This window comes from Nocardioides sp. NPDC092400 (genome assembly GCF_040684155.1).
Classification (GTDB): Bacteria; Actinomycetota; Actinomycetes; order Propionibacteriales; family Nocardioidaceae; genus Nocardioides.
This window is the reverse complement of the sequence record NZ_JBFBFJ010000001.1, coordinates 1-24557: the sequence shown is the minus strand read 5'-3', so window position 1 is coordinate 24557 and position 24557 is coordinate 1. Positions and strand designations below refer to the sequence as shown.

The following is a 24557-nucleotide window of genomic DNA, read 5'->3' as shown; positions in this document are numbered from 1 at the left end:
GCCGGCTCAGCCGGGGAACGCCTGGTCCTTGCCGAGGACCACGAGCCCGTCCTCGACGTGGAAGCCGCGGGCCCGGTCCTCCTCGGCGTCGACCCCGAGCCGGGCGCCGGCCGGCACGACGACGTTCTTGTCGAGGATCGCGTTGCGCACCACCGCGCCGGCACCCACCCGGACCCCCTGCATCAGCACCGACCCCTCGACGGTCGCGCCGGCCCCGACGCCGACCGCCGGGGACAGCACGGAGCGGGTGACGGTGCCGCCGCTGACGACCGTGCCCGGGGAGAGCACCGCCTCGTCGACGCGGGCCGGTGAGCCGTCCGCGCCCTGGACCACCTTCGCGGGCGGCTGCGGGCCGTAGGAGGTGTAGATCGGCCACTCGAAGTTGTAGAGGTTGAACACCGGGAGCGGCGACACGACGTCCATGTGGGCGGCGTAGAAGGAGCCGATGGTGCCGACGTCTCGCCAGTAGCCGCGGTCCCGGTCGGTCGCGCCGGGCACCACGTTGTCCTTGTAGTCGTAGACGCCGGCCTGCGCGCGGCGCACGAAGGCGGGCACGATGTCGCCGCCCATGTCGTGCTGCGAGCCGGTCGTGGTGGCGTCGCGGGTCACCGCCTCGACCAGGGCGTCGGCGTCGAAGACGTAGTTGCCCATCGAGGCCAGCACCTCGCCCGGGGAGTCGGGCAGCCCGACGGGGTCGCCCGGCTTCTCGCGGAAGTCCCGGATCCGCGAGGGGGACGCCGGGTCGACCTCGATCACCCCGAACTGGTCGGCCAGCCCGATCGGCTGGCGGATCGCCGCGACCGTGCAGGCGGCGCCGCTCTCGACGTGCTGGGCCACCATCTGGGAGAAGTCCATCCGGTAGACGTGGTCGGCACCGACCACCACGACGATGTCGGGCTTCTCGTCCTTGATCAGGTTCAGCGACTGGAAGATCGCGTCGCCGCTGCCGAGGTACCAGTGCTTGCCGACGCGCTGCTGGGCCGGCACCGGGGTGACGTAGTTGCCGAGCATCGTCGACATCCGCCAGGTCTGGGTGACGTGCCGGTCGAGGCTGTGGGACTTGTACTGCGTCAGCACGACGACCTTGAGGTAGCCGGAGTTGACGACGTTCGACAGCGCGAAGTCGATGAGCCGGTAGATCCCCGCGAACGGCACGGCCGGCTTCGCCCGGTCGGCCGTGAGCGGCATCAACCGCTTGCCCTCGCCGCCGGCCAGGACGATCGCGAGGACCTTGGGACGGGCCTTGGCAGCAGGCGGCGCGCTCATGCCGCTCACCGTAGCCGTGCGCGGGGACCACCGGCTCCCCCACGACGCTAGGTTCGGGGGATGCGAGTCGACGTGCTGACCAAGGAGTACCCGCCCGAGATCTACGGCGGGGCCGGCGTGCACGTCGCCGAGCTGGTCCGGGCACTGCGCCGCCGCGACGACGTCACCGCCCGGGTCCACGCCTTCGGGGCCCCGCGGGACGAGCCGGGGACGGCGTCGTACGCCGAGCCGGCCGAGCTCGCCGGGGCCAACGCCGCGCTGCGGACCCTCGGCGTCGACCTCGCCATCGCCGACGCGTGCGCCGGTGCCGACCTGGTGCACTCCCACACCTGGTACGCCAACCTCGCGGGCCACCTGGCCGGTCTGCTGCACGGCGTCCCGCACGTCGTCACCGCCCACTCGCTGGAGCCGCTGCGCCCGTGGAAGGCCGAGCAGCTCGGCGGCGGGTACGCCGTGTCCGGCTGGGCCGAGCGGACGGCGTACGAGTCCGCGGCGGCGGTCGTCGCGGTCTCCCGCGCCATGCGGGACGACGTGCTGGCGGCGTACCCCGCCGTCGACCCCGGCCGCGTGCACGTCGTCCACAACGGCATCGACACCGCGCTCTGGTCGCCGGTCGACGACCCGGACCGGGTGCGTGCGCTCGGCGTCGACCCGGACCGCCCCTCGGTGGTCTTCGTCGGGCGGATCACCCGGCAGAAGGGGCTGCCCTGGTTCCTCCGCGCCGTCGCCCAGCTCCCGCCCGACGTCCAGGTCGTGCTCTGCGCCGGCGCGCCGGACACCCCCGCCATCGAGGCCGAGGTCGTCGCCCTGGTCGACGACCTGCAGGCCGCGCGCACCGGCGTGGTGTGGATCCGCGACATGCTGCCCCGCGCGGACGTCGTCGCGCTGCTCTCCGCCGCGACGGTGTTCGCCTGCCCCTCGGTCTACGAGCCACTCGGCATCGTCAACCTCGAGGCGATGGCCTGCGAGACAGCCGTCGTGGCGACCGCGACCGGCGGCATCCCGGAGGTCGTCGTGCACGGCGAGACAGGGCTGCTCGTGCCGATCGAGCAGGCCACCGACGGGACCGGCACCCCCGTCGACCCCGAGCGGTACGTCGCCGACCTCGCGGCCGCGCTCACCGAGGTCGTCACCGATCCCGACCGCGCCGCGACCATGGGCCGGGCCGGGCGGGCACGGGCACAGGCCGCCTTCGGCTGGGACGCGATCGCCGAGCGGACCCTCGAGCTCTACCGCTCGGTCGCCTGACCGGCCCACCATCCGTCCACAGGGCGCCGTCGGCCGGCCTCCTCCCCTGGTCCTGGGGAGGACCGCCTCCCCGGTCGGCGGCGCGCAGCAGGGTGGCCGTCATGACCTTCGCACCCGTGATCGTGACCCAGGCCGACGTCGAGCAGGCGTGGCGCGCTCCCTGATGCGCCCGCTCGGCTGGACGCGGACCAGCACCTGGCTGATGCTGGTCGGCTCCGACGACCGGCCCCTCCCGCACCTGACCGAGATCGAGGACTGCGGCGGCCCGCCTCCGCCGGGCGGCGCCGACCGGCTGGGTGAGCTGCTCGCCGGCCTGGTGCGGGCCTCGCCGACGACGACGACCGGGCCTGGGCACGGACGCTCCTGGCCGCGGCGCAGGTGGCCGGTCTCCGGTCCGAGGTGGTCCACCTCGCCACCGACGTCGACGTGCTCCCCCTCCCGGTGGACGAGCCGGCCCTTCCCGCGGGGGCGTGAGGCTGGCTACGGTCCGGCGGTGACCACGGTGCCCGACCTGACGAAGCTGATGTTCCTGGTGCGGGGCGAGGACGCCCCGCTCGCCGAGCTGCTCGAGGACGGCCTGCGCGGCCAGCTCGCCGCGGCCGGCGTGAGCCGGCTGCAGGTGAACCTCGACGACGAGCCCGTGGCGGCCGCCCTGCGGATCCCCGGCCCAGCCGCACCGGTGCGGGCCGTGGTGTCGGTGTGGGCCGCCGGCGGGACCGCCGCGGTGGTCGACGTCCTGGCCGCCGCCGTCGCGGGCGCGACGCTCGACGGCTGGGAGGTCGAGGAGCGGCTCCCGCTGGCGCCGCCGGAGGTGGCCGACGGCCGCCGGGCCGAGGCCCTCGCCAACGTCGCGGTGCTGCGGCGACCGGCCGAGCTCGACGTCGACGAGTGGCGGCACCGGTGGCTGGTGGACCACACGCCGGTGGCGATCGAGACGCAGGGGACCTTCGGGTACGTCCAGAACCTCGTCCTCCGCCCGGTCACCGAGGACGCGACGTACGTCAGCGCGATCGTGGAGGAGCTGTTCCCCATGGCCGCGGTGGGCGACCTGCACGCGTTCTACGGCAGCGGCGGGGACGCCGACGAGCTGCGGTCGCGGATGGAGCGGATGATGGCCAGCGTCGGCCGGTTCGGCGCCGACCGCGACCTCGACCTGGTGCCGACCAGCCGCTACGGCTGGTCGCTCTAGCGGCGGGAGCGGCGGGCGATCGCGTACGACGGGGCGCGCACCCGTCGCACCCACTCGTAGTTCGGCAGGCCCGGCAGCTCGTTGAGCACCGCGTCGAACTCCAGGTCCGGGTCGTCGGCCTGCTCGGTCCCCGGCTCGGGCGCCTCGAGGTGGAGGTCGGCGAACACCTGCCAGTCCGACCGCAGGCCCGCCACCGCGAGCTGCGCGTGGTGCTCGGCGACGTACCGCGCACCGATGAGCACCGCCCCGCGGGGGCCCCGGTAGGGGAACAGGGTGGTCAGCGGTCGCGTGGTCATGCCGGCCGACGGGAGCACGAGGAACCGGGCCACCGGCCCCCAGCCGTTGGTCGACAGCAACAGGTCCGCGTGCTGCGTGCCGCCCTCGACCGGGTCGGCGAGGAGGTCGTCGACGCCCGCACCGCCCAGCGGCACCTTGACGGCCAGCCCGTGGATGTCGGGGAGGCCCGGCGGCAGCCCGATCCCCTTGGACTCCCGGGCCACGACGTCGTCGGAACCCGCGTCGTCGACGAACGGCACGCCGATCCCCGGCTCGAGACCGTGCCGCTCGAGCCGTCCGCGGAGCACCCGGCCCACCGGGTGCATCGGCTTCTCGGCGGGGCGGGCCGCGGCGAGGCCGCGGACGGCGGTGGCGATGACGGCACCACCGACGCGGGCGGGGAGCACGGCGAGCGGGCTGGGCGTGGTCACGAGGGCCTCCGGGGAGGGAGTCGGTGGAGGACGACGTCGCCGAGGACGCCGTCCGCCACGTGGGCGGTGAGGTAGGTGCAGTGCGGCTGGCGCCGCCGGTCGGTCGGCGAGCCGGGGTTCAGCAGGCGGAGCCCTCCGGGCGTCGTGGTGTCCCAGGGGATGTGGCTGTGGCCGAAGACGAGCACGTCGAGGTCGGGGTACGCCGCGTCGGCTCGCGCCTCGCGGCCGGCCCGGCCACCGGTCTCGTGGACGACTCCGAGCCGGACGCCGCCGAGCTCGACCCGCGCGACCTCGGGGAGCCGGGCCCGCAGCCCCGGCCCGTCGTTGTTGCCCCAGCACGCGACGAGCCGGCGCGAGCGCTCCTCGAGCCGGTCCAGCGTGGCCTCGTCGACCCAGTCGCCGGCGTGGACCACCACGTCGGCGGCCTCGACCGCGGCCCAGAGCTCGGCGGGCAGGTCCTTGGCCCGCTTGGGCAGGTGCGTGTCGGCCATCAGCACGAGCTCGAGCCGTGCCGGTGCGGCGGGATCGATGGCGCTCATCGGGCTCACCCGCAGGCGACGCAGCGGCGGGCGTCGGGCCGGACCTCGAGCCGCTCGGGCGGGATGGGGCGGCCGCAGCCCTCGCACACGCCGTACGCGCCCTCGCCGAGCCGGGCCAGCGCCGCCTCGATCTCCGCGAGGCGACCGGAGGCCTGCCGCACGAGCGTGTCGAGCTGCGAGCGCTCGAAGGCGATCGTCGCGCCCTCGGGGTCGTGCTCGTCGTCGGCGTTGGTGTCTCGGGACGCCTCGACCATGCCCGAGTAGTCCCCCTGCAGCGCCTCGAGCCGGCGGGCCACCAGCGCGTGCTCGGCCCGCAGCCGCGCCTCGGCCTCGGGTGCGGACTCCGACCCGGCTGCGGACGGGGGCGGCTGGGGGTTCAGGCCGCCACCCGGTTGCTGATGATCAGGCACCCGAGCTCCTGCCACGGTCGACCCTGGCGGGCGACGGCCAGCTCGGCGGTGTTCCCGCCGACCATCCGGGCCGCGACGAGCAGCGGCTCCCCGTCGTCGGTCTCGCCCGGCGCGGCGAGCACGCCGGTCATCGTCCACTCCAGGCCGGGCTCCCCGTGCCGTACCCGGCGGCTGACCCGGCTCCAGGTGGTCGCGGCCAGCACGAGGTCGAGGTCCGGGCCCCCGACGAGCGGGACGTGGATCGTCAGCCCGTGCACGAGCGCCTGCGGGCCACGCAGGGTGGCCTCCCGGGACTCGGTGACCACCACGTCGTCGGTGCCCGGCTGGTCGAAGTACGCGTGCCCCACCGGCTCCTCGAGGCCGCGGCGGAAGAGCCTCCCGTGCACCGGCACGGCCTGCGGCCGGATCACCGAGGCGGTGCGCGTGGCCAGGGTCAGGATCGACATGACCGGCTGGTACCCGCGTCCGGTGTCGCAGACACCCGGCCCGGCGGGTGGTCCGGACTCCGGGCTAGATCACCAGCGAGAGCAGCAGCACGAACACGAGGCCGGAGACCGACAGGACGGTCTCCATCAGCGACCAGGTCCTGATCGTCTGCCCGACGCTCATCCCGAAGTACTCCTTGACCAGCCAGAACCCGGCGTCGTTGACGTGGGAGAAGAACACCGAGCCGGCACCGACGGCGAGCACGACGAGCGAGGTCTCGCCCGTCGAGAGGCCGTCGACCAGGCCGATCATCAGCGAGCTCGCCGTGATCGTGGCGACGGTCGCGGATCCCGTCGCCAGCCGGATGAGCACCGCGAGCACCCACGCCAGCAGCAGCACGGGGATGTTGCCGTCGCGGGCCCAGTCCGCGAGCAGCGTGCCGATGCCGGTGTCGACCAGCACCTGCTTGAAGCCGCCGCCGGCCGCGACGATGAGGATGATCCCGGCGATGGGCGGCAGCGAGGACTCCACGATCTTCCCGACGTCCTTCATCGGCGTGCCGAGGGCCGTGCCGAAGGTGACCATCGCGAGCAGCGTGGCGAGCAGCAGGGCGACGAGGGGCTCGCCGAGCACGTCGAGGACCTGCCGCAGGAGCTGGTCCTCGTCCTCGATGAAGATGTCGGCCAGCGCCTTGGCGAGCATCAGGGCGACCGGCGTCAGCACGGTGAGCAGCGTGACCGCGAACGTCGGGCGGCGGTCCCCCGCCGTGCCCCGTTCCTCGTCGTCGCGCACGTCGAAGCGGTCCGGCGGGGCGAGCACCACCCACCGGCCGGCCAGGGAGCCGAACAGCGGGCCCGAGACGATCACGGTCGGCACCGCGACCAGCACGCCCAGCGCCAGCGTGACGCCCAGGTCGGCGCCGAGGTAGTCGATGGCGGTCAGCGGGCCGGGGTGCGGCGGCACCAGCCCGTGCATGGCCGAGAGGCCCGCCAGGGCCGGGATCCCGACCGTGATCAGCGAGACCTGTGCGCGGCGCGCCACGAGGTAGATCACCGGCATGAGCAGCACCAGGCCGATCTCGAAGAACATCGGCAGGCCGATGAGCGCGCCCACCGCGGCCATCGCCCACGGCAGCGACCGGGGCCCGCTCCGCCCGACGATCGTGTCGACGATCTGGTCGGCGCCGCCGGAGTCGGCGAGCAGCTTGGCGAACATCGCACCGAGCGCGATCAGGATGCCCACGCCCGCGGTCGTGTCCCCGAAGCCGGTGGTGAAGGACTCCAGGACGTCGAGGATGTTCTCCCCCGCCACGATGCCGACGGTGAAGGCGCCGAGGATCAGCGCGAGGAACGGGTTGAGCTTGACGACGGTGATCAGCACGACCAGCAGCGCGATCGCCACCAGGGCGGCGGTGACCAGCTGCCACCCGGCGGCGACCGGTTCGGCCAGCTCGTCGGCGGCGAGCACCACCAGGTCGGCGGTGGCGGCGGTGACGGTGGGGGTCATCGGCGTTCTCTTCCCCAGGCCGCGTCCACGTACGCCTGCACGATCGCGTCCACGCCCTGGTCGACGTCGATGACGATGCCGTCCTCGTCCGGCTCCAGCGGCTCGAGCGTGGCGTACTGCGAGGTCAGCAGCGAGGCCGGCATGAAGTGCCCCGGCCGCGAGGCCTGACGACGCTCGATCACCTCGCGCGCCCCCTCGAGGAGCACGAAGGTGGTGGCCGGCGCGTGGTGCCGGAGCTGGTCGCGGTACTTGCGCCGGAGCGCCGAGCAGCTCATCACCCCGCCGTCGGGGTGGTCGGCGAGCCAGTCGCCGATCACCTCGAGCCACGGCCACCGGTCGGAGTCGTCCAGGGCCTCGCCGCGCGACATCTTGGCGATGTTGGCCTCGGGGTGGAAGTCGTCGGCGTCCGCGAACGGCACCCGCAGCCGCTGCGCGAGCGCGGCCCCCACCGTGGACTTGCCCGAACCGGAGACGCCCATGACGACCAGCAGGTGGCTCATGCGGCTCACCGTACGTCGGGCGGGAGCAGCGCCGCGGTCAACGCGTCGGCGGCGGCCCGCTCGAAGACGGCGGCGTGCCGCAGCATCGCGTGGCCGGCTCCGGGGACCTCCAGCCACTCGACGTCGGCCCGCCGGCGCAGCCGCTGCACGACCGTGCGCGCCCGCTCCGGCGGCGCGACCCGGTCCTCGGTGCCGTGCACCACGAGGACTCGGCGCCCGGCGAGGTCCGCATCGTCGGTGGGGTGCAGCCACGGGTTGAGCGCGACCACCGCCGCCACCCCCGGCTCCTGGCCGGCCAGCAGCGCCGCCCGGCCGCCGAGGGAGTGGCCCACGAGGCCGATCGGCAGGTCGCCGTACCGCTCCCGGACGCGTGCCATCGCCCAGCGGGCGTCGTCGACCGGCGTCCGGTCGGTGCCCCAGCCCCGGGTCGCGTTGAGGACGCGGTGGACGGCGAGGCGGCCGCGCCCGGCCCGGGCGGTGCGCGCCGCGACCGGCACCATCCGCAGCACCGAGAGCTGCCACGGGCTGACCAGCGGGTCGCCGGGGCGGGCGTCACCGCCGTGCAGGACGAGGACCGCGGCGGCCGGCGCGCGGGGCGGGCGCGGCGCGAGCGTCGGGACCAGCCTGGTGCCGCTCACGCGGCGGCCGTGCGGGCGCCGGGTCGCGCGCCGGCCGAGGCGCCGGGGCCCGGGCGGCTGTGCACGAGGTGGGCGAGCACGAGGAGGGAGGAGAGGGCGGCGTAGAGGCACCAGAACGAGGCGAAGGCGTCGCGGTAGGCGAGCGCCACGACGGTGAGCCCGACGAGGTTCACCACCCCGAAGGCCACGACGAGGCGGTGGCCGGCCACCAGGCAGGCGCCCATCGTCGCGAGCACGTAGAGGCCCGTCCACAGCTCGGGGTCGTGCAGCCCGATCCGGTAGACCAGCGCGTGCGGGTGGGCCTCCACCCGGACGCCGTTCTCGACGACCAACCGGGCGAGGTGGGCGGTGACGACGGCGCCGAGCGCGAGGAACGGCGCCACCCACCGCCTGCGTCCGGAGCGCGCGACCAGGAGGACGGCCGCCGGCACGAGCGTCGGGAGCAGCGGGAGCGCCACGACGACGTACGCCACGGCGGCCACGTGCGCGGCCTGGTCGGGGACCCGGCCCTCGACCCCTGCCCAGACGACGGCCTCGGTCAGCTGGTGGGCGGCGAGAAGCAGCGGCAACGCCGCCAGCGGCAGCTCCCGCGGCGCCCGCACCTCACGCAGTGCCAGGACCCCCACCGGCAGGACGAGGGCGCCGGCGACCAGGTCGGCCTCGAGCGAGAAGCACATGCGCGGACGGTGCCCGACCCGGGTGCCCTCAGACCAGCGTGCCCAGCCGGCGGATCTCGAGCTCGACCTGGCGCTGCTGGCGCTCGCGGAGGTGACGGAGGCGCGCCTGCTTCTGCTCCGGGGTCAGCGCACGCCAGCCGGCGCGCCGGTGCGGTCGCTCGGAGGTCGTGGTCACGGACGTCATCGTCGTGCGCGCCCCAGCGGGGTGTCGACGGATTTTCCGCGCCCCTCCGGCGCCCACCGCCCCTAGGCTGCTGCCATGGGTGAGCGGAACGTGCTGGGCGGGGAGCTGGTGCCGTGCGGGACCGACCCGTTGACGGGTTTCTACCGCGACGGGCTCTGCTCGTGCGGCTCCGACGACGTGGGTCTGCACGCCGTGTGCGCGGTGATGACCGCCGAGTTCCTGGACCACCAGCGCTCGGTCGGCAACGACCTGTCCACGCCGCGGCCGGAGTGGCACTTCCCGGGCCTGCACCCGGGCGACCCGTGGTGCGTGGTGGCCGGCCGCTGGCTGCAGTCCTACCGGGCGGGCGCGGCCGCCCCCGTCGTGCTGGCCGCGACCAACGAGCGCGCGCTCGAGGTGGTGCGGATCGAGATCCTCGAGGAGCACGCCGTCGACGTGCCGCCCGACCTCAGCTCGCTCGGCTGACCGGCGCGGCATCGCGCCAGCGCGCCGGCGCGGCTCAGTCGGCTGCGCTGAGCCGCCAGACGCCCGGCGTCCCCGGCTCGAGGACGCCCTCGTCCTGCAGCGCCCGCCGGGCCTTGCGCGCCGCGAGCTGCCAGCGGGGCTCACCGGTGGGCGAGGGCTCCCGGTCGCCCGGCCGCAGCGCCTCGCCGAGCCGCTCGTCGAGGGTCGGGAAGACCTCGTCGGCCGGCAGCTCCCCGCCGCTCTCCTGGAGCAGCGCGACGATCGGCGCCTTCAGCTCGTCGGGCGAGGTCCACTTGCGTGGGGCGCTCTTCCTCACCGGCGTGCCGGGCACGCGCGGCGTGGTCGTCCGGGTCCGCACCCGCGAGGCGGGCGGCGCCTTCTCGGGCTCCACCGGCTTCGGCTCGGGACGCCCGTGCACGCACTGGCTCAGCGGGAGGTCGCACAGCTCGCAGTAGTCCTCGGCCACGTCGACCCAATCTACGGACCCCTCCCCACCGCCGCACGACGGGTCTCGCGGACCCGCGCTGCGCGAGGCGTGCGTCACCGGCGGCCGAGCAGGACCAGGACCTCGTAGTGCCGGGTGTGCGGGAACATGTCCAGCAGCCGGCCGCGCACCGGGGCGTACGACGGCATCGCGGCCAGGTCGGCGGCGAGGGTCCGGGCGTTGCAGCTGGAGTAGAGCACGTGCGGCACGCCGGAGCCCTCCAGCCACCCGGCCAGCTGGTCCCCGATGCCGCGCCGGGGAGGGTTGACCACGACGAGGTCCGGCACGGCCTCCGGTGCGGCGTTGACCGCGTACGTCGTGGCGTCGCCGGGCAGGAACCGGACGTCGGCCAGGCCGGCCGCCGCGGCGCTGTGCTCGGCCGAGCGGACCGCCTCCTGGGAGATCTCCACCCCGGTGACCGCGCGGCCCGGCGCGGCCAGGTGGAGGGCGAACCCGCCGACGCCGGAGTAGAGGTCCCACACCGAGCGCGGCGCGAGGTCCGTGGTCCACGCGACCGCCTCGCCGTACAACGCGGTGGCCATGGCGGTGTTGGTCTGGAAGAAGCTGCGCGGGCGCAGGTGCAGGGTCACCGCGCCGAGCGGCATCGCGAGCGTGGCGGCCGGGGTCAGCACGATCTCCCGCTCGCCCTCGAGCACCGCCTTGTGCGCGGGCTGGAGGTTCACCGTGGCGACCGCGACCGGCAGCCGCCCGAGCAGCGAGGGCAGGTGCTTGCGCAGCCGTGCGACCGGCTCCTGGGACCGGCACACGAACCGCACCATCAGCTCACCGGCCGGTGACTCGGTCACCAGCAGGTGCTTGAGCTCGCCGCGCCGCTGCACCACGTCGTACGGCGCCAGGTCGGCCTGCCGCACGAAGTCGGCCAGCACCGGCAGGGCGTCGTGGAGACCCCGCGTGTGGAGCCGGCACTCCCGCAGGTCCACGCCCGCGAAGGCCGCGTCGAGGATGCCCAGCGTGGGCTCCGTCGCGGTGCCCCCGACGACCATCTTGGCCTTGTTGCGGAACTCGACCGGCGGCGACGCCACGGGCTCGGACCACCCCGCCGCCGGCGCCGGCAGGAGCGCCTCGACCTCCCGCTGCTTGTCGGCGAGCTGCGCGTCGTACGGCTGGTCGAGCAGCGCGCACGAGCGGCACCGGCCGGTGTCGAAGTAGTCGCAGCGGGCGGCGACCGACCGGGTCAGCGGCGGGGTCGGCGACGGGGTCAGCGGCGGGGCGTCCATCACTCGGTGGGGATGCCGAGGTCGACGAGCGAGTCGTAGCCGCCGCCGTTGACGACGCTGCCGAAGCCGAGGCCGCGCATCACCTCGATGGCCTGGGTCGACCGCTCCCCCGACTCGCAGTAGACGACGTAGTAGCGCCCGCGCGGGAGCTGGGCGACCCGGTCGCGGAAGTCGTCGGCGGCGAGGTCGATGTTGACCGCCCCCTCGACGTGGCCGGCGGCGTACTCGTCGGGGGTGCGCACGTCGAGCACGGCCGCGCCGCGCTCCTCGATGAGGCGCTGCACCTCGCTGGCGTCCTCGGCGCAGGCCGCGGTCAGGCCGAGGAGCCCGCAGAGCAGCAGGGGCAGGAGGAGCAGCCTCACCACTGGTGGTGGACCGCCTCACGGAAGTGGGTGTCGTAGATCCGGCAAACCCCGTCGAGGAGGTCCTGCGACAGCGGCGGGAGCGTGCCGGCCGCGGCGTTGGCGCGGGCCTGCTCGGGGTTGCGCGCACCCGGGATGACGGTGGTGACGCCGGGCTGCTGCCAGACCCACGCGAGCGCGACCTGGGCGGCGGTGGCTCCCTCGGGGCCGTGCTCGGCGACGAGCGCGGTGAACTCGCGCGCGGCGGCCACGCCGGTCGCGAAGTCGACGCCGGAGAAGGTCTCGCCACGGTCGAAGGCGCTGCCGTCGCGGTTGTAGGTGCGGTGGTCGTCCTCGTCGAAGGTGGTGTCCTCGTCGTACTTGCCCGACAGCAGCCCGGAGGCGAGCGGCACCCGCGCGATGATCCCGACGCCGGCCTCCTGCGCGGCGGGGAGCACGCGGTCCAGGGGCTTGAGCCGGAAGGCGTTGAGGATGATCTGCACGCTGGCCAGGTTCGGGCGGGCGATCGCCGACAGCGCCTGGTCGGCGGTCTCGACCGAGACGCCGTACGCCGCGATCGCACCGTCGGCGACCAGGGTGTCGAGCGCGTCGTACGTCGCGTCGTCGTCGATCGTGGCGCTCGGCGGGCAGTGCAGCTGGACCAGGTCGAGGGTGTCCACGCCGAGGTTGCGGCGCGAGCGGTCGGTCCACTCGCGGAAGGCGTCCAGCCGGTAGTTCTCCGGGACCTGGTCGACGCGGCGCCCCATCTTGGTGGCCACGGTGATGCCGTCGTGGTCGCGGAGGAAGGAGCCGATCACCTGCTCGCTGCGCCCGTCGCCGTAGACGTCGGCGGTGTCGAAGAAGGTGACCCCGTCGGCCACCGACGCCTCGAGCACGGCCCGCGCGTCGTCCTCGCTCACCTCGCCCCAGTCGGCGCCGAGCTGCCAGGTGCCGAGACCGACGACCGAGACGTCGCGGCCGGTGCGTCCGAGGGTGCGGGAGTCCATGCGGGAAGCCATGGAGCCCATCCTGACCGACCGCGCGAAATCCCCGGGCGCCGCCTCCGGGCCACCGCGATCGTTCAATTGCGCGATTCGGGCGGCACGACGCGCCCGGACCGATGATTCCGGCGCGGCCCGGGGGTCGGAGCCGGCGTACCCACCACCACCCCCGCCCGCTCGACCCCCACCGGAGGCCGCCATGCCCGTCCAGCTCAGCCCCTACCTGCACTTCGACGGCACCACCCGCGAGGCGATGACCTTCTACCGGTCGGTCCTCGGCGGGGAGCTGACCATCAGCACCTTCGGCGAGTACGGCACGGAGGGCTCGGCCGCCGACGGTGTCATGCACTCGATGCTGCGCACCGAGGACGGCCTGATGTTCATGGCCTCCGACCTCCCGCCCGGCACCACGCTCACCCCCGGCGACGCCACCGTGTCGCTGACCCTCAGCGGCGACGACGAGGCGCGCCTGCGCGGCTGGTTCGAGGGACTCGCGGAGGGCGGGGAGGTGCACGTCCCGCTGGAGAAGCAGATGTGGGGCGACGTGTTCGGCCAGCTCAAGGACCGGTACGGCGTGCAGTGGATGGTCGACGTCGGCTGACCCTGCCGCACGCCGCGGCCTGCCGGTGCCCGCCCCGAGCGTCCGCTCGGGCCGCAGGACTACGGTGGCACCCGCGCGGCGAGACGGCCGCGCCGCCGAGCCGGGAGGGTTGCCGATGCAGCTGGAGCTGTCCGCCGAGGACGCCGCGTTCCGCGACGAGATGCGGACGTTCTTCACCACCGAGGTCCCGCAGGAGATCCGCGACGCCGTCGCGAACCGCCGCGAGCTGACCAAGGACCAGATCGTCGAGAGCCAGCGGGTGCTCAACGCCCACGGCCTCGCGGTCCCGAACTGGCCGGTCGAGTGGGGAGGCAAGGACTGGTCCCCGCTGCGCCGCCACATCTGGCACGAGGAGATGCAGCGCGCCGACGTGCCCGCTCCGCTGGCCTTCAACGCCTCGATGATCGGGCCGGTGATCGCCCACTTCGGGTCCCAGGAGATCAAGGAGCGGTTCCTGCCGGCGACGGCGAACCTCGACATCTGGTGGTCCCAGGGCTTCTCCGAGCCCGACGCCGGCTCCGACCTGGCCTCGCTGCGCACGACCGCGGTCCGCGACGGCGACGAGTTCGTCGTCAACGGCCAGAAGACGTGGACGACGCTGGGCCAGTACGGCGACTGGATCTTCACCCTGGTCCGCACCGACCCGGACGTGAAGAAGCAGGCGGGCATCTCGATGCTCCTCATCGACATGACCTCGCCGGGTCTCACCGTCCGCCCGATCGAGCTGATCGACGGCGGCCACGAGGTCAACGAGGTGTGGTTCGAGGACGTCCGCGTCCCGGCCGAGAACCTCGTCGGCGAGCTGAACTCCGGCTGGACGCAGGCCAAGTTCCTCCTCGGCAACGAGCGCGTCGGCGTCGCCCCGGTGGGTGGCACGAAGCGGGTGCTGGCGCAGGCCAAGGACTGGGCCCGCGAGACCGGCCAGCTCGACGACCCGCTCACCAGCAGCCGCATCGCCGAGCTCGAGAACGAGCTGCTCGCCCTGGAGCTGACCGCGCTCCGCGTGGTCGCCCACTCCGCCGACGGCAAGCCCCACCCGGCCTCGTCGGTGCTCAAGCTCAAGGGCACCGAGCTGCAGCAGGCGGTCTCCGAGCTGGTCGTCGACCTCGCCGGGCCGGCCTCGCTGGCCACCGGCGCCGGGGACGACTCGGACCTGCCGTGGTGGTCGCGCCGCGCCACCCCGGCGTACCTCAACCTCCGCAAGGCCTCGATCTACGGCGGCTCCAACGAGGTGCAGCGCCAGATCATCGCCAAGACGATCCTCGGACTCTGAGCGGGACGGGAAGGGACTTCTCATGGACTTCACCTACGACGAGGAGCAGCAGGCGCTGCGCGAGGCCGTCCGCGGCCTGGTCGGCAAGGCCTACTCCGACTACGAGCAGCGGCGGCAGACGGTCGCGACGGACCCCGGCTTCGACGAGGCGCAGTGGGGCCGGATGGCCGAGATGGGCCTGCTCGGCCTGCCCTTCAGCGAGGACGACGGCGGCGTCGGCGCCGGCCCGGTCGAGATCTCGATCGTGGCCGAGGAGCTCGGCCGCGTCGTCGCCCCCGAGCCCTACCTCACCTCCGTGGTGTGGGCCGGCGGGCTGGTCAGCGCGGTCGGGACCGCGGAGCAGCGGGCCGAGGTGCTCGGCGCGCTGAGCGCCGGCGAGAGCCTGCTGGCGCCGGCCCTCGCCGAGCCCGGCCGGCGCTGGACCAACGACGCGACCGCGGTCACCGCGGCCGAGGACGGCGGCGCCTGGACGCTGACCGGCACCAAGGAGCCGGTCCCCCAGGGCGCCCGCGCCGACGTGCTGGTCGTCAGCGCGCTGCTGCCGAACGGAGGGACCGGGCTGTTCCTGGTGCCCGGGGACGCCGACGGGCTCACCCGCACGGGGTACGCCACGCACGACGGCGGCCGGGCGGCCAAGGTCACCTTCACGGGCACGCCCGCCACCCCGCTCGGAGAGCCCGGCTCGGACGCGGCGGCCTCCATCGCCACCGTCACCGACATCGCCCGCGTGATGGCGTGCAACGAGGCGGTCGGCGCGATGGAGACCGCGCTGCGGACCACCTCGGCGTACCTCACCTCGCGCAAGCAGTTCGGGGTCACCCTCAACACCTTCCAGGCGCTCACCTTCCGGGCCGCCGACATGTACATCTCGCTGGAGCTGGCCAAGTCCCTGGCCGTCTGGGCGACGATGGTCGTGGCGGCGGGCTCGCCCGCGGAGGTCGCCGAGGCGGCCGGGCGCGCGTCGCTGCAGGTGGCGCGGGCCGGTCGGCACATCGGCCAGGAGGCGATCCAGCTCCACGGCGGCATCGGCATGACCGCGGAGTACTCCATCGGCGCCTACACCAGCCGGCTCACCGCCCTCGACCACCTCCTCGGCGACGCGACGTTCCACCTGCGCACGCTCGCGGCGACGGTCGGGGACCACGCCGAAGTGGACCCGCTGCCCTGACGGTCGCCGCGCCGCGGGTGGTCCGGGCCGGCTTCGCACCGGTCAAGGGCACCCGCCACCAGTCGTACGACGCGGTCCGGCTCGACCGAGCCGGACCCGTCGGCGACCGCTCCTGGTGCGTCGTCGACGTCGACCGGCAGCAGGTGCTGCGCACCGTGCAGCACCCGTCGCTGGTGGCCGTCTCGGCCGTCCCCTCCCCCGACGGGCTGTCCCTGGCCCTGCCCTCCGGGAAGACCGCCGGGGGACCCGTCGCGGCCTCCGGTGCCACCGTGACCTGTGACTACTGGGGCCGCTCGGTGGCCCTCGACCTGCTCGACGGCCCGCACGCCGAGCTGCTCTCCTCCCACCTCGGGAAGCCGGTGCGGCTGGCGGCCGCACCGCGCGGCGGGGTGGTGTACGCCGGCGCCGTCACGATCGTCTCGACCGGCACCCTGCGGGCCCTCGCCGAGCGGGTCGGCCTGCCGGTCGAGGAGCTGGCCGCGCGGTTCCGGCCGACGTTCGTGGTGGAGTCCGAGGAGCCGCACGCCGAGGACGGCTGGGTCGGCTCGGAGGTGCAGCTGGGCCCGGCGCGCGTGCGGGTCACCTCGACCGTGCCGCGGTGCGCCGTGGTCGACACCGACCCCGTCACCGGCGAGCGGGGCGGCCGCGTGCTGGCCGCCCTCGCGGCGTACCGCCCGCGGGACCCGGCCTCCGGCGACCTCGTCCTGGGCGTCGACGCCGAGGTGGTCGTGCCCGGCACGGTCGCGCGCGAGGGCGTCCACCAGGACCGGTGAGGCCGCCGAAGTACTGAACCAACGGCCCTCCGACGGCCGTGGCTGAGCGTGCCGCGACCCCGCGGAGGCCGGTTCGTTCAGCACTTCGGCAGCGGAAAGTGCCGGCCGTGCTGCCCCGGGGTCAGGCGGTGAGCGCCGCCGGCTCGGGACGGGCCAGCTTGCGCAGCTGCCGGCCGAGGTTGCGCCGGTTGGTCTCGGCCAGCCAGCCGTTGGGCAGCGAGAGCCGGACGACCTTGTGCCAGGCGCTGGCGACCTGCTGCGGGAGCGGCCGGGCGTTGTAGGTCAGGCCGTACCTGTCGAAGACCGCCCGCATCCGCGGCGCGATCTCGCCGTACCGGCGGCTGGGCAGGTCGGGGAAGCAGTGGTGCTCGATCTGGTGGGAGAGGTTGCCGGTCATCAGGTGCATGAACTTGGAGCCGGAGATGTTCGCCGAGCCGAGCATCTGGCGCAGGTACCACTGCGCGCGGGTCTCGGACTCGTCGAGCTCGGGCTCCTCGAAGGTCTCGACGCCCTCGGGGAAGTGGCCGCACATGATGACCGAGTGGCTCCAGATGTTGCGCCCGAGGACGGCGACGGCGTTGGCCGCCAGCGTGGCGCGCCAGCCGGGACCGCTGAGGATCGGGTGGACCACGAAGTCCTTGGTGACCTGCTTGCGGACCTTGTGCAGCGCGGCGACGACCTCGTCGCGCTTCTCGGGGGGCATCTTCTTCTTCGCGCGCAGGTGCTCGCCGAAGTCGAGGTCGTACATCGCGATGCCGTACTCGAAGATGCACGCGGTCACGAAGTTCCACAGCGGCTGCACCAGGTGGCGCGGGCGCCACTGCTGCGACTCGTCGACGCGGAGGATGCCGTAGCCCAGGTCGTTGTCCTGGCCGAGGATGTTGGTGTAGCGGTGGTGGACCTCGTTGTGCGCCCGCTTCCACTGCGCCGGCGGGGAGGCGTGGTCCCAGTCCCAGGTCGAGGAGTGGATCTTCGGGTCGCGCATCCAGTCCCACTGGCCGTGCAGGACGTTGTGGCCGATCTCCATGTTGTCCAGCGCCTTGGCGGTGGTCAGGCCGACCGTGCCGACCACCCAGGCGAGCTTGTTGCGGCCGGCGGCGAGGAGCACGACGCGGCTGCCGAGCTCGAGCGCGCGCTGCGCGCGGATGACCCGCCGGATGTACGCCGCGTCGACCTCGCCGCGGTCGTCGAGGACCTCCTGGCGGATCGCGTCGAGCTCGCGGCCGATCTCCTCGACCTGGGCTGCGGTCAGCCCTCCGGGGTACGTCTTCTCGACGGCCGCGCGCGGCGTCGCGGTCGACGGCCCATCGGTGGTCGCCGGAGGGGCGGTCGTGAGGTCGTCCCGAGTCAGCGTCATGGTCCTACGGTGCCCGATCCCTGGGCACCACAGCGCCACCGGGTCGACATTTGACCCTTGACAGTGGCGGCGCGCACCCGGTCCGTGCAGATCAGCCGGGGTGGCGGGTGGGCCCGTGCTCCTCGAGCCGTTGGCGCTGCGGGACGACGGTGTACTTCGGGTCCTTGGCCGAGGCCTGGCCGGCCTCGAAGACGCCGAAGCGCGTGCAGGCCGACCCGGCCAGCAGCGCGGCACCCGAGAGCACCGAGAGGGTGCGGCTGCGCCCGGCCAGCAGCGACCCGGCGGCTCCGGCGGCCGTGAGCGCCTTGGCCGCCCGCATGAGCCGGCCGGCCGTGCCGTGGTGCAGAGGCTCGGCGGTGACGCCCATCGTCTGCTCCATGCGGTGCTCCATGACCAGCTCGAGCGCGGCGCCCGCGACGGCGAGCCGGCGGGCCGGACCGGCCTCGGCGACCGGGGCGGTGATCATCGCCATCCCCGACGACGCGGCCGCGGCGGAACCCACGAAGACGAACGGCAGCTCGCGGTAGGCCGAGTGCCAGGACGGGGTGGCGGTGTCGGAGAGCAGCACGGCGGTGTACGACGCGACCGCGGGCGCGATGACCGCCGCCAGCACCCCGGCCGGCCGGTCGACGTACGGCAGCATGGCCAGCGGCCGGCGCAGCGGCCCCGAGGAGCCCCACCGCGGCGGCAGCATCCGCGCCACCTCGGCCGCCGTCGCGGCGCCGGCGAACGCGCCGTAGCCCGACAGGATCCATGTGCCCATCGACATCGGCGACGTCGGCTTCGCCACGCGCAGCATGTTGTAGAACCGGCTCGGCGTGCCGAGGTCGTGCACCAGCGCCACCATGGAGAACCCGAGGGCGCCGATCGAGACCAGCCGCCCCGAGCGCCGCATGACCGGCCGCCCGGTCAGGTCCGCCCCGGCGGCGAGGAGCGAGGAGCCGGCGGCGAGCCCGCCGGCGAAGAGGTACGCCGGGATGTCGGCCTCCCACGGCGACGGCTTGACGATCGGCCGGCCGTAGTAGGAGGTGAACTCCGCCTCCGGCACCATCGACCGGTCGCCGCCGCGACCACCGCCGCGGCGACCACCCCGTCGGCGACCGGAGCCGCCCTCACCGCTGCCGCGCGCACCGCCGCGCGTGCCGACCGTGGCGGTCGTCTGCGACCGCACCCCCTGCGGGCCCTCGCGGCCGACGGCGTTGTCGCCCTCGGCGCCGAGCGGGTCGCTCGCGGCGTTGACCTGGTCGTGGGTGTGCGCGTCCTCGGTCGGGTCGCCCTCGGGCCCGGTCGGGCGGCCGGTGGTCATCCGCGCCTCCCGACGAAGGCGAGCGCCGCGCCCGCGAGCAGCGTGCCCGCGGCCGCGATCGCGCGCTTGTACATGTCCGGCAGGTCCTTGGTGGTCACCACCGGGTCCGGCGGGAAGCCGTAGACCTCCGGCTCGTCGAGGAGCAGGAAGAACGCGCCGGTGCCGCCGACGCCGTCCTCGGGGTCGTTGCCGTAGAGCCGGGCGTCCATGATCCCGGCGTCGTGGAGCTGCTCCACCCGCTTGTTGGCCCGCTCGCGCAGCTCCTCGACGTCGCCGTACTGGATCGACTGGGTCGGGCAGGCCTGCGCGCACGCCGGCGTCTTGCCCGCGTCGAGCCGGTCGTAGCACAGCGTGCACTTCTGGGCGATGCCGACGTTCTTGGCCCCGTCGGGGGCCTTGCGCCGCTCGATGACGCCGTACGGGCAGGCGGGCACGCAGTAGCCGCAGCCGTTGCAGATGTCGTCCTGCACCACGACCGTGCCGAACTCCGTGCGGAACAGCGAGCCCGTCGGGCACACGTCCAGGCACGCCGCGTGGGTGCAGTGCTTGCAAACGTCGGAGGACATCAGCCAGCGGAAGTCGGGCCGGTCGTCGGCTCCGTTGGCCAGCTGCTCGGGGGCGCCGGTCGGCGGCACGGTCGGCATCCCCAGGTCGACGGTCCCGCGCAGCCCGGTGTCCTGCCCGGCACCCTCGGTGACCAGCCGCTTGGGCTGCTCGATGAAGGCGACGTGGCGCCACTGGTTGGCGTTGAGGGAGTGGCTGTTGTCGTAGGACGTGCCCGTCATGTCGAAGTGGTCCGACGGGACGTCGTTCCACTCCTTGCAGGCGACCTCGCACGCCTTGCACCCGATGCAGATGCTGGTGTCGGTGAAGAAGCCCTTCCGCTTGGGCCGGTCCTCGGGGTAGCCGGCGTCGGCCGCCGGGTCGAGCGGCCCCCAGAAGGAGTTCTCGCTGATCGTCCAGCTCACTGTGCGCCTCCCCCGCCGCCGGTCGGGTCGCCCTCGTCGTCGCCGGCCGCCCCCGGTCCGGTCGTGACGATCGGGACGGTGTGGTCGTCGTGGACGCCCGCGCGCCGCTGGTAGGACGTCACGAGGTCCACCACCGCTCGGCCGGTCGGGCGACGGCCCGGAAGGACGTCACAGGTGCCCACCTTGCTCTCCTGGATCAGGACGTTGGGGTCCAGCGAGATGCCGAACAGGTCGTTGGCCGAGTCGCCGGTCACCAGGCCACCCGTGCCCCAGTGGTAGGGCAGCCACACCTGGTGCACGGTGCGCCCCTCGACCCGCAGCGGGCTCAGCCGCTCGGTCACCAGCACCCGCGCCTCGATCGCCGCGCGCGCGGTCACCACGTGGCACCAGCCGCCGTTCTCCAGCCCGCGCTCCGCGGCCAGCTCCGGGCTGACCTCGACGAACATCTCCGGCTGCAGCTCGGCGAGCCGCGCGACGTACCGGCTCATGCCGCCCGCCGTGTGGTGCTCGGTCAGCCGGCTGGTGGTGAAGACGTAGGGGAAGACCTCGCTGCCGTCCTCGGGCGGGCTCGGGTTCAGGCGGTTGTCCTGGCGCGGGTACTCCTTGCGCGTGGGGTTCGCCTGCTGGCCGTAGATCGGGTTGCGGAACGGCGACTCGACCGGCTCGTAGTGCGTCGGCATCGGCCCGTCGATGAGCCCCTGCGGCACGTAGAGGCTGCCCTTCCCGTCGCCCTGCATGATGAACGGGTCGTCGCCGGCGATGCCCTCGATGCCGTCCGCTCCCTGCTCGGGTCGGTACGTCGGCGGCTTGGTCACCTCGAAGTCCGGCACGTCGTGGCCGGTCCAGCGCTGCTGCTCCTCGTCCCACCACACGTAGGCCTTGCGCTCGCTCCACGGGCGGCCCTCGGGGTCGGCCGAGGCGCGGTTGTAGAGCGTGCGCCGGTTCGCCGGCCAGGTCCAGCCCCACTCGGCCGCGACCCAGTCCTGCTCGCGGCCGGGCTTGCGGCGGGCAGCCTGGTTGACGCCGTCCTTCATCACGCCGGTGTAGATCCAGCAGCCGCCGGCGGTCGACCCGTCGTCGGTCATCTCGGTGAAGGTCGAGAGCGGGCGACCGGTGGCGACCTCGAAGCCGTTGATCTCCTTGAGAACCGCCTCGGCGTCGGGGTCCTGGGTCTCTCCGAGCAGCGGGTAGTCCCAGGTGAGCTCCAGCAGCGGGCGGTCCCGCTCCTCGGTCGAGCCGGCCAGCCGCTCCCGGATCATCCGGCCGAGGTGGAAGAAGAACCACAGCTCGCTGCGGCAGTCGCCCGGCGGCTCGACGGCCTTCTCCCGCCACTGCAGCATCCGGTGGGTCTGGGTGAAGGTGCCCTCCTTCTCCACGTGGGAGGCGGCCGGCATGAGGAAGACCTCGGTGCGGCACTCCTCGGGCACGATCTCGCCGGTCGCGACCTCGGGCGAGTCCTTCCAGAACGACGCGCTCTCGATCTCGAACAGGTCGCGCACGACCAGCCAGTCGAGGTTCGCCATGCCCAGGCGCTGGGCCTTGCCGTGCGCGGAGCCGACGGCGGGGTTCTGCCCGAGCAGGAAGTAGCCCTTGACCTTGCCGTCGATCATGTCGAGCACGGTGCGGTAGGTGCCGTGGTCGCCGGTGATCCGCGGCATGTAGTCGAAGCAGAAGTCGTTCTCGGCCGTCGCGTGCTCGCCCCACCAGGCCTTGAGCATGCTGACGCCGTACGCGCCGGCCTTGGACCAGAAGCCCTTCGCGCCGGGGTGGCGCACCGCGTCGACCCACTGGTCGAGGGACTGGTGCTCCTCGGCGTTCGGCATCGGCAGGTAGCCGGGGAGCAGGTTGAACAGGGTCGGGATGTCGGTGGAGCCCTGGATGCTCGCGTGGCCGCGCAGCGCCATGATCCCGCCGCCGGGGCGGCCCATGTTGCCCAGCAGCAGCTGGAGGATCGCGCCGGTGCGGATGTACTGCACGCCGACGCTGTGCTGGGTCCAGCCGACGCTGTAGACCAGCGCGGTGGTGCGGTCACGGGTGGAGTTCTCGGTCCACGTCTTGCAGACCTCGAGGAACTGCTCCTCGCTGACGCCGCACGTGCTCGCCACGACCTCAGGGGTGTAGCGCGAGAAGTGCCGCTTGAGGACCTGGTAGACGCAGTTGGGGTGCTGCAGGGTCTCGTCGCGCTGCACGTCGCCGTCGACGCTCATCCCGTGCGTCTCGTGCTGCATGCCCGCGGCGGTCTCCCGCTGCATCCGGTGGTCCTGGCGCTCCTGGCCGTCGTCCTCCTGCGTGGCGTACTGCCAGGACTCCGGGTCGTAGGTGCGCGTCTCGGGGTCGAAGCCGGAGAACAGCCCGTCGAGGTCGTCGGTGTCGCCGAACTCGTCGCTGACGATGGTCGCGGCGTTGGTGTACGCCACGACGTACTCGCGGAAGTCCAGCTCGTTGGCCAGGACGTAGTTGATGATCCCGCCGAGGAACGCGATGTCGCTGCCCACGCGCAGCGGCACGAAGGTGTCCGCGAGCGCGCTGGTGCGGGTGAACCGCGGGTCGACGTGGATGACCTTCGCCCCGCGGGCCTTCGCCTCCATGACCCACTGGAAGCCCACGGGGTGGGCCTCGGCCATGTTCGAGCCCTGGATGACGATGCAGTCAGCGTTGGACAGGTCCTGGAGGAATCCTGTGGCGCCGCCGCGCCCGAACGAGGTCCCCAGACCGGGGACCGTGGCGGAGTGTCATATCCGCGCCTGGTTCTCGATCTGGATGGCGCCCATCGCGGTGAAGAGCTTCTTGATGAGGTAGTTCTCCTCGTTGTCGAGGGTCGCCCCTCCGAGGCTGGCGATGCCCATCGTCCGCCGGACCTTGCGGTCCTGGTCGTCGAGGTCCTGCCAGGTGTCGTTGCGCGCCTTGACGACCCGGTCGGCGATCATCTCCATCGCGACGTCGAGCTCGAGGTCCTCCCACTCCGTGCCGTACGGCCGGCGGTAGCGGACCTTGGTCTGGCGCAGCTCGCTGGTGACGAGGTTCTTGCTGGCCGCGCCCTTGGGGCACAGGCGGCCGCGGTTGACCGGACTGTCGGGGTCGCCCTCGATCTGGACGACCTGCTCGTCCTTGACGAAGATCTTCTGCGCACAGCCGACGGCGCAGTAGGGGCAGACGCTCTTCGCGACCCGGTCCGCGGTCTCGGTGCGGGCGGTGGTGGCGTCGGTCTGCCGCGAGCGGGCGGCGACGCCGCGGCCGAGCGGGTCGGAGCCGAGCAGCTGGCGGAGCACCGGCCAACCCAGGTGCGTCCTGCCCATGCCGCGCCTCCCTCGGTCCCGATCTCGCTGGTGCCGCGACAGTACCCCGCTCCCCCGACACTCACGCACCACCCGCGCGGGCGGTCCGAGCGGACCAGACACTTGCCAATCCGGAAAGTGATCGGATAACTTTCCACCATGGAAACGAACCCGGACCAGGACCTGCTGCGCGAGCTCGAGCGGGCCGAGGCGGCGCCGTACGTCGACTACCCGCCGACGCCGGCGTGGTACTTCCCGGCCGCCGGTGCGTGGTTCGCCGGGATCACCGGCATGCAGGGACTGACCGAGGACCACCTGCCGAGCGCGCTCGTGCTGCTCGTGGTGCTCATCGGGGCGCTCGGGACCTTCTGCGCGTGGTATGCCGGCTACCGCGGCGCGATGCCGTCGATGCTGCGTCGCGCCCCGCGCGGGATGGGGCCGATGTTCGCGCTGTACTTCGTGGGCGCGGCGCTGATCTTCGGCGCCGTGTGGACGACCGGCCACGCCGCCGGCTGGGGCTGGGCCTCGGCACTGATGTTCGTGCTGGCGACCACCGGGCTGTGGCTGCACGAGAAGTCGTACGGCGCCGCCGCGGCGCGTGTGCGGGAACGGCTCTCGTGACCAGCGGCCTCGACGAGCTCGACCCGGTCATCCACGCCCCGAAGCGGCTGGCCGCCATGGCGGTCCTCTCGACGGCCAGCACGGTGACCTTCCCGTTCCTGCGCGAGCACCTGCAGGTCAGCGACTCCGACCTGTCCAAGCAGATGTCGGCGCTGGAGAAGGCCGGCTACGTGGCGGTCACCAAGGAGGGTCGCGGACGCGGGGGCACCACGTCGTACCGGATCACCCGCGCCGGCCGCGCGGCGTACACCCGGCACCGCAAGGCGCTCACCGCGATCCTCGGCGGCTGACCCGGGCTAGCTGTACTGACCACGGACGTTAGGTACGGCGTGGTTGCTGGACCATGACGAAGACCTCCGGGTGAGGTGTGAAGCGACCAAGCATTCGCATCTCACA

At 73.7% G+C, this 24557-nt stretch carries 27 protein-coding genes; 9 read left to right on the top strand and 18 right to left on the bottom strand.

All coding sequences use genetic code 11. The annotated features are described in order from the left end of the window. Positions 1 to 6 precede the first annotated feature (6 nt). Complete coding sequence (gene glgC, locus AB0N29_RS00135) at positions 7 to 1266, bottom strand: glucose-1-phosphate adenylyltransferase (protein WP_302269786.1); 1260 nt, start codon at positions 1264 to 1266, stop codon at positions 7 to 9. 60 nt (positions 1267 to 1326) lie between these two features. On the opposite strand from glgC, the gene glgA reads away from it, so the two are divergent. Then, entirely contained in the window at positions 1327 to 2514 is a 1188-nt protein-coding gene (gene glgA / locus AB0N29_RS00130) for a glycogen synthase (RefSeq protein WP_302269785.1), read from the top strand. Positions 2515 to 3007: 493 nt separating this feature from the next. Beyond that, positions 3008 to 3703 carry a hypothetical protein gene (locus AB0N29_RS00125; protein WP_364863122.1) on the top strand — a complete coding sequence of 232 codons (696 nt, stop codon included), beginning with the start codon at positions 3008 to 3010 and terminating at the stop codon, positions 3701 to 3703. On the opposite strand, the gene AB0N29_RS00120 is transcribed toward AB0N29_RS00125, so the two are convergent. From AB0N29_RS00120 to AB0N29_RS00080, 9 genes are all read right to left on the bottom strand, one after another. Beyond that, the gene (locus AB0N29_RS00120; protein WP_364863120.1) at positions 3700 to 4410 is read right to left on the bottom strand and encodes a hypothetical protein; all 711 of its coding nucleotides are present in this window, start codon (positions 4408 to 4410) and stop codon (positions 3700 to 3702) included. The genes AB0N29_RS00125 and AB0N29_RS00120 overlap by 4 nt on opposite strands. Then, entirely contained in the window at positions 4407 to 4949 is a 543-nt protein-coding gene (locus AB0N29_RS00115) for a YfcE family phosphodiesterase (protein WP_364863118.1), read from the bottom strand. The genes AB0N29_RS00120 and AB0N29_RS00115 overlap by 4 nt, the downstream gene beginning before the upstream one ends. A gap of 5 nt (positions 4950 to 4954) precedes the next feature. Beyond that, positions 4955 to 5359 carry a TraR/DksA C4-type zinc finger protein gene (locus AB0N29_RS00110; protein ID WP_302269780.1) on the bottom strand — a complete coding sequence of 135 codons (405 nt, stop codon included), beginning with the start codon at positions 5357 to 5359 and terminating at the stop codon, positions 4955 to 4957. Continuing rightward, positions 5326 to 5805, bottom strand: coding sequence for a hypothetical protein (locus AB0N29_RS00105; RefSeq protein ID WP_364863115.1), 480 nt, complete (start codon positions 5803 to 5805; stop codon positions 5326 to 5328). Before AB0N29_RS00105 ends, AB0N29_RS00110 begins: the two co-directional genes overlap by 34 nt. A gap of 64 nt (positions 5806 to 5869) precedes the next feature. Further along, a complete protein-coding gene (locus AB0N29_RS00100; protein ID WP_364863113.1) occupies positions 5870 to 7291 on the bottom strand; it encodes a gluconate:H+ symporter in 1422 nt (473 codons plus the stop codon). Continuing rightward, the gene (locus AB0N29_RS00095; protein WP_364863111.1) at positions 7288 to 7791 is read right to left on the bottom strand and encodes a gluconokinase; all 504 of its coding nucleotides are present in this window, start codon (positions 7789 to 7791) and stop codon (positions 7288 to 7290) included. Before AB0N29_RS00095 ends, AB0N29_RS00100 begins: the two co-directional genes overlap by 4 nt. Positions 7792 to 7796: 5 nt before the next feature. Continuing rightward, positions 7797 to 8429 (bottom strand): alpha/beta fold hydrolase, encoded by a 633-nt coding sequence (locus AB0N29_RS00090; protein ID WP_364863109.1) that lies wholly within the window; start codon positions 8427 to 8429, stop codon positions 7797 to 7799. Then, positions 8426 to 9106, bottom strand: a complete 681-nt coding sequence (locus AB0N29_RS00085) for a DUF6629 family protein (RefSeq protein WP_302269775.1) — start codon at positions 9104 to 9106, stop codon at positions 8426 to 8428. Before AB0N29_RS00085 ends, AB0N29_RS00090 begins: the two co-directional genes overlap by 4 nt. A gap of 28 nt (positions 9107 to 9134) precedes the next feature. Beyond that, a complete protein-coding gene (locus tag AB0N29_RS00080) occupies positions 9135 to 9281 on the bottom strand; it encodes a hypothetical protein (RefSeq protein WP_302269774.1) in 147 nt (48 codons plus the stop codon). 84 nt (positions 9282 to 9365) lie between these two features. Between AB0N29_RS00080 and AB0N29_RS00075 the strand changes: the two genes are divergently transcribed. Further along, positions 9366 to 9755, top strand: a complete 390-nt coding sequence (locus tag AB0N29_RS00075) for a DUF2237 domain-containing protein (protein WP_364863107.1) — start codon at positions 9366 to 9368, stop codon at positions 9753 to 9755. Positions 9756 to 9789: 34 nt separating this feature from the next. Here the strand turns inward: AB0N29_RS00075 and AB0N29_RS00070 are convergent, their stop codons facing one another. The 4 genes from AB0N29_RS00070 to AB0N29_RS00055 form a co-directional block, all read right to left on the bottom strand. Beyond that, the gene (locus AB0N29_RS00070) at positions 9790 to 10221 is read right to left on the bottom strand and encodes a hypothetical protein (RefSeq protein ID WP_364863105.1); all 432 of its coding nucleotides are present in this window, start codon (positions 10219 to 10221) and stop codon (positions 9790 to 9792) included. A gap of 74 nt (positions 10222 to 10295) precedes the next feature. After that, positions 10296 to 11477 carry a 23S rRNA (uracil(747)-C(5))-methyltransferase RlmC gene (gene rlmC / locus AB0N29_RS00065; RefSeq protein ID WP_364863103.1) on the bottom strand — a complete coding sequence of 394 codons (1182 nt, stop codon included), beginning with the start codon at positions 11475 to 11477 and terminating at the stop codon, positions 10296 to 10298. Further along, complete coding sequence (locus AB0N29_RS00060) at positions 11477 to 11839, bottom strand: rhodanese-like domain-containing protein (RefSeq protein ID WP_364863101.1); 363 nt, start codon at positions 11837 to 11839, stop codon at positions 11477 to 11479. The genes rlmC and AB0N29_RS00060 overlap by 1 nt, the downstream gene beginning before the upstream one ends. Next, positions 11836 to 12837, bottom strand: a complete 1002-nt coding sequence (locus AB0N29_RS00055; RefSeq protein WP_364863099.1) for an aldo/keto reductase — start codon at positions 12835 to 12837, stop codon at positions 11836 to 11838. The genes AB0N29_RS00060 and AB0N29_RS00055 overlap by 4 nt, the downstream gene beginning before the upstream one ends. 181 nt (positions 12838 to 13018) lie before the next feature. On the opposite strand from AB0N29_RS00055, the gene AB0N29_RS00050 reads away from it, so the two are divergent. The 4 genes from AB0N29_RS00050 to AB0N29_RS00035 all read left to right on the top strand — a co-directional run bounded on the left by AB0N29_RS00050 (position 13019) and on the right by AB0N29_RS00035 (position 16634). Further along, positions 13019 to 13420, top strand: coding sequence for a VOC family protein (locus AB0N29_RS00050; RefSeq protein WP_364863097.1), 402 nt, complete (start codon positions 13019 to 13021; stop codon positions 13418 to 13420). Positions 13421 to 13535: 115 nt separating this feature from the next. Then, the gene (locus tag AB0N29_RS00045) at positions 13536 to 14693 is read left to right on the top strand and encodes an acyl-CoA dehydrogenase family protein (RefSeq protein ID WP_364863095.1); all 1158 of its coding nucleotides are present in this window, start codon (positions 13536 to 13538) and stop codon (positions 14691 to 14693) included. Between the two features lie 22 nt (positions 14694 to 14715). Next, positions 14716 to 15861, top strand: coding sequence for an acyl-CoA dehydrogenase (locus tag AB0N29_RS00040; RefSeq protein ID WP_364863093.1), 1146 nt, complete (start codon positions 14716 to 14718; stop codon positions 15859 to 15861). 17 nt (positions 15862 to 15878) lie between these two features. Continuing rightward, positions 15879 to 16634, top strand: a complete 756-nt coding sequence (locus AB0N29_RS00035; RefSeq protein WP_364863091.1) for an MOSC N-terminal beta barrel domain-containing protein — start codon at positions 15879 to 15881, stop codon at positions 16632 to 16634. Between the two features lie 121 nt (positions 16635 to 16755). Here the strand turns inward: AB0N29_RS00035 and AB0N29_RS00030 are convergent, their stop codons facing one another. The 4 genes from AB0N29_RS00030 to fdh form a co-directional block, all read right to left on the bottom strand. Further along, on the bottom strand, positions 16756 to 17991 hold the full coding sequence (locus tag AB0N29_RS00030; RefSeq protein ID WP_302269763.1) for an acyl-CoA desaturase: 1236 nt from the start codon (positions 17989 to 17991) through the stop codon (positions 16756 to 16758). Positions 17992 to 18082: 91 nt separating this feature from the next. Then, complete coding sequence (nrfD, locus tag AB0N29_RS00025; protein WP_364863089.1) at positions 18083 to 19297, bottom strand: NrfD/PsrC family molybdoenzyme membrane anchor subunit; 1215 nt, start codon at positions 19295 to 19297, stop codon at positions 18083 to 18085. After that, on the bottom strand, positions 19294 to 20265 hold the full coding sequence (locus tag AB0N29_RS00020; protein WP_302269761.1) for a 4Fe-4S dicluster domain-containing protein: 972 nt from the start codon (positions 20263 to 20265) through the stop codon (positions 19294 to 19296). The genes nrfD and AB0N29_RS00020 overlap by 4 nt, the downstream gene beginning before the upstream one ends. Then, positions 20262 to 23561: a formate dehydrogenase gene (gene fdh / locus AB0N29_RS00015; RefSeq protein ID WP_364863086.1), complete on the bottom strand. Its 3300-nt coding sequence runs from the start codon at positions 23559 to 23561 to the stop codon at positions 20262 to 20264. The genes AB0N29_RS00020 and fdh overlap by 4 nt, the downstream gene beginning before the upstream one ends. Before the next feature lie 138 nt (positions 23562 to 23699). Between fdh and AB0N29_RS00010 the strand changes: the two genes are divergently transcribed. Next, positions 23700 to 24161 (top strand): hypothetical protein, encoded by a 462-nt coding sequence (locus AB0N29_RS00010; protein WP_364863084.1) that lies wholly within the window; start codon positions 23700 to 23702, stop codon positions 24159 to 24161. Next, a complete protein-coding gene (locus tag AB0N29_RS00005) occupies positions 24158 to 24451 on the top strand; it encodes a transcriptional regulator (protein WP_302269758.1) in 294 nt (97 codons plus the stop codon). Before AB0N29_RS00010 ends, AB0N29_RS00005 begins: the two co-directional genes overlap by 4 nt. Positions 24452 to 24557 lie beyond the last annotated feature (106 nt).

What these genes read in the sequence shown, in the direction of transcription:
- glgC (WP_302269786.1), bottom strand. Translation starts at nt 1,266, where the DNA reads ATGAGCGCGCCGCCTGCTGCCAAGGCCCGTCCCAAGGTCCTCGCGATC.
- glgA (WP_302269785.1), top strand. Translation starts at nt 1,327, where the DNA reads ATGCGAGTCGACGTGCTGACCAAGGAGTACCCGCCCGAGATCTACGGC.
- AB0N29_RS00115 (WP_364863118.1), bottom strand. Translation starts at nt 4,949, where the DNA reads ATGAGCGCCATCGATCCCGCCGCACCGGCACGGCTCGAGCTCGTGCTG.
- AB0N29_RS00105 (WP_364863115.1), bottom strand. Translation starts at nt 5,805, where the DNA reads ATGTCGATCCTGACCCTGGCCACGCGCACCGCCTCGGTGATCCGGCCG.
- AB0N29_RS00100 (WP_364863113.1), bottom strand. Translation starts at nt 7,291, where the DNA reads ATGACCCCCACCGTCACCGCCGCCACCGCCGACCTGGTGGTGCTCGCC.
- AB0N29_RS00095 (WP_364863111.1), bottom strand. Translation starts at nt 7,791, where the DNA reads ATGAGCCACCTGCTGGTCGTCATGGGCGTCTCCGGTTCGGGCAAGTCC.
- AB0N29_RS00085 (WP_302269775.1), bottom strand. Translation starts at nt 9,106, where the DNA reads ATGTGCTTCTCGCTCGAGGCCGACCTGGTCGCCGGCGCCCTCGTCCTG.
- AB0N29_RS00075 (WP_364863107.1), top strand. Translation starts at nt 9,366, where the DNA reads ATGGGTGAGCGGAACGTGCTGGGCGGGGAGCTGGTGCCGTGCGGGACC.
- rlmC (WP_364863103.1), bottom strand. Translation starts at nt 11,477, where the DNA reads ATGGACGCCCCGCCGCTGACCCCGTCGCCGACCCCGCCGCTGACCCGG.
- AB0N29_RS00055 (WP_364863099.1), bottom strand. Translation starts at nt 12,837, where the DNA reads ATGGCTTCCCGCATGGACTCCCGCACCCTCGGACGCACCGGCCGCGAC.
- AB0N29_RS00050 (WP_364863097.1), top strand. Translation starts at nt 13,019, where the DNA reads ATGCCCGTCCAGCTCAGCCCCTACCTGCACTTCGACGGCACCACCCGC.
- AB0N29_RS00045 (WP_364863095.1), top strand. Translation starts at nt 13,536, where the DNA reads ATGCAGCTGGAGCTGTCCGCCGAGGACGCCGCGTTCCGCGACGAGATG.
- AB0N29_RS00040 (WP_364863093.1), top strand. Translation starts at nt 14,716, where the DNA reads ATGGACTTCACCTACGACGAGGAGCAGCAGGCGCTGCGCGAGGCCGTC.
- AB0N29_RS00030 (WP_302269763.1), bottom strand. Translation starts at nt 17,991, where the DNA reads ATGACGCTGACTCGGGACGACCTCACGACCGCCCCTCCGGCGACCACC.
- nrfD (WP_364863089.1), bottom strand. Translation starts at nt 19,297, where the DNA reads ATGACCACCGGCCGCCCGACCGGGCCCGAGGGCGACCCGACCGAGGAC.
- AB0N29_RS00010 (WP_364863084.1), top strand. Translation starts at nt 23,700, where the DNA reads ATGGAAACGAACCCGGACCAGGACCTGCTGCGCGAGCTCGAGCGGGCC.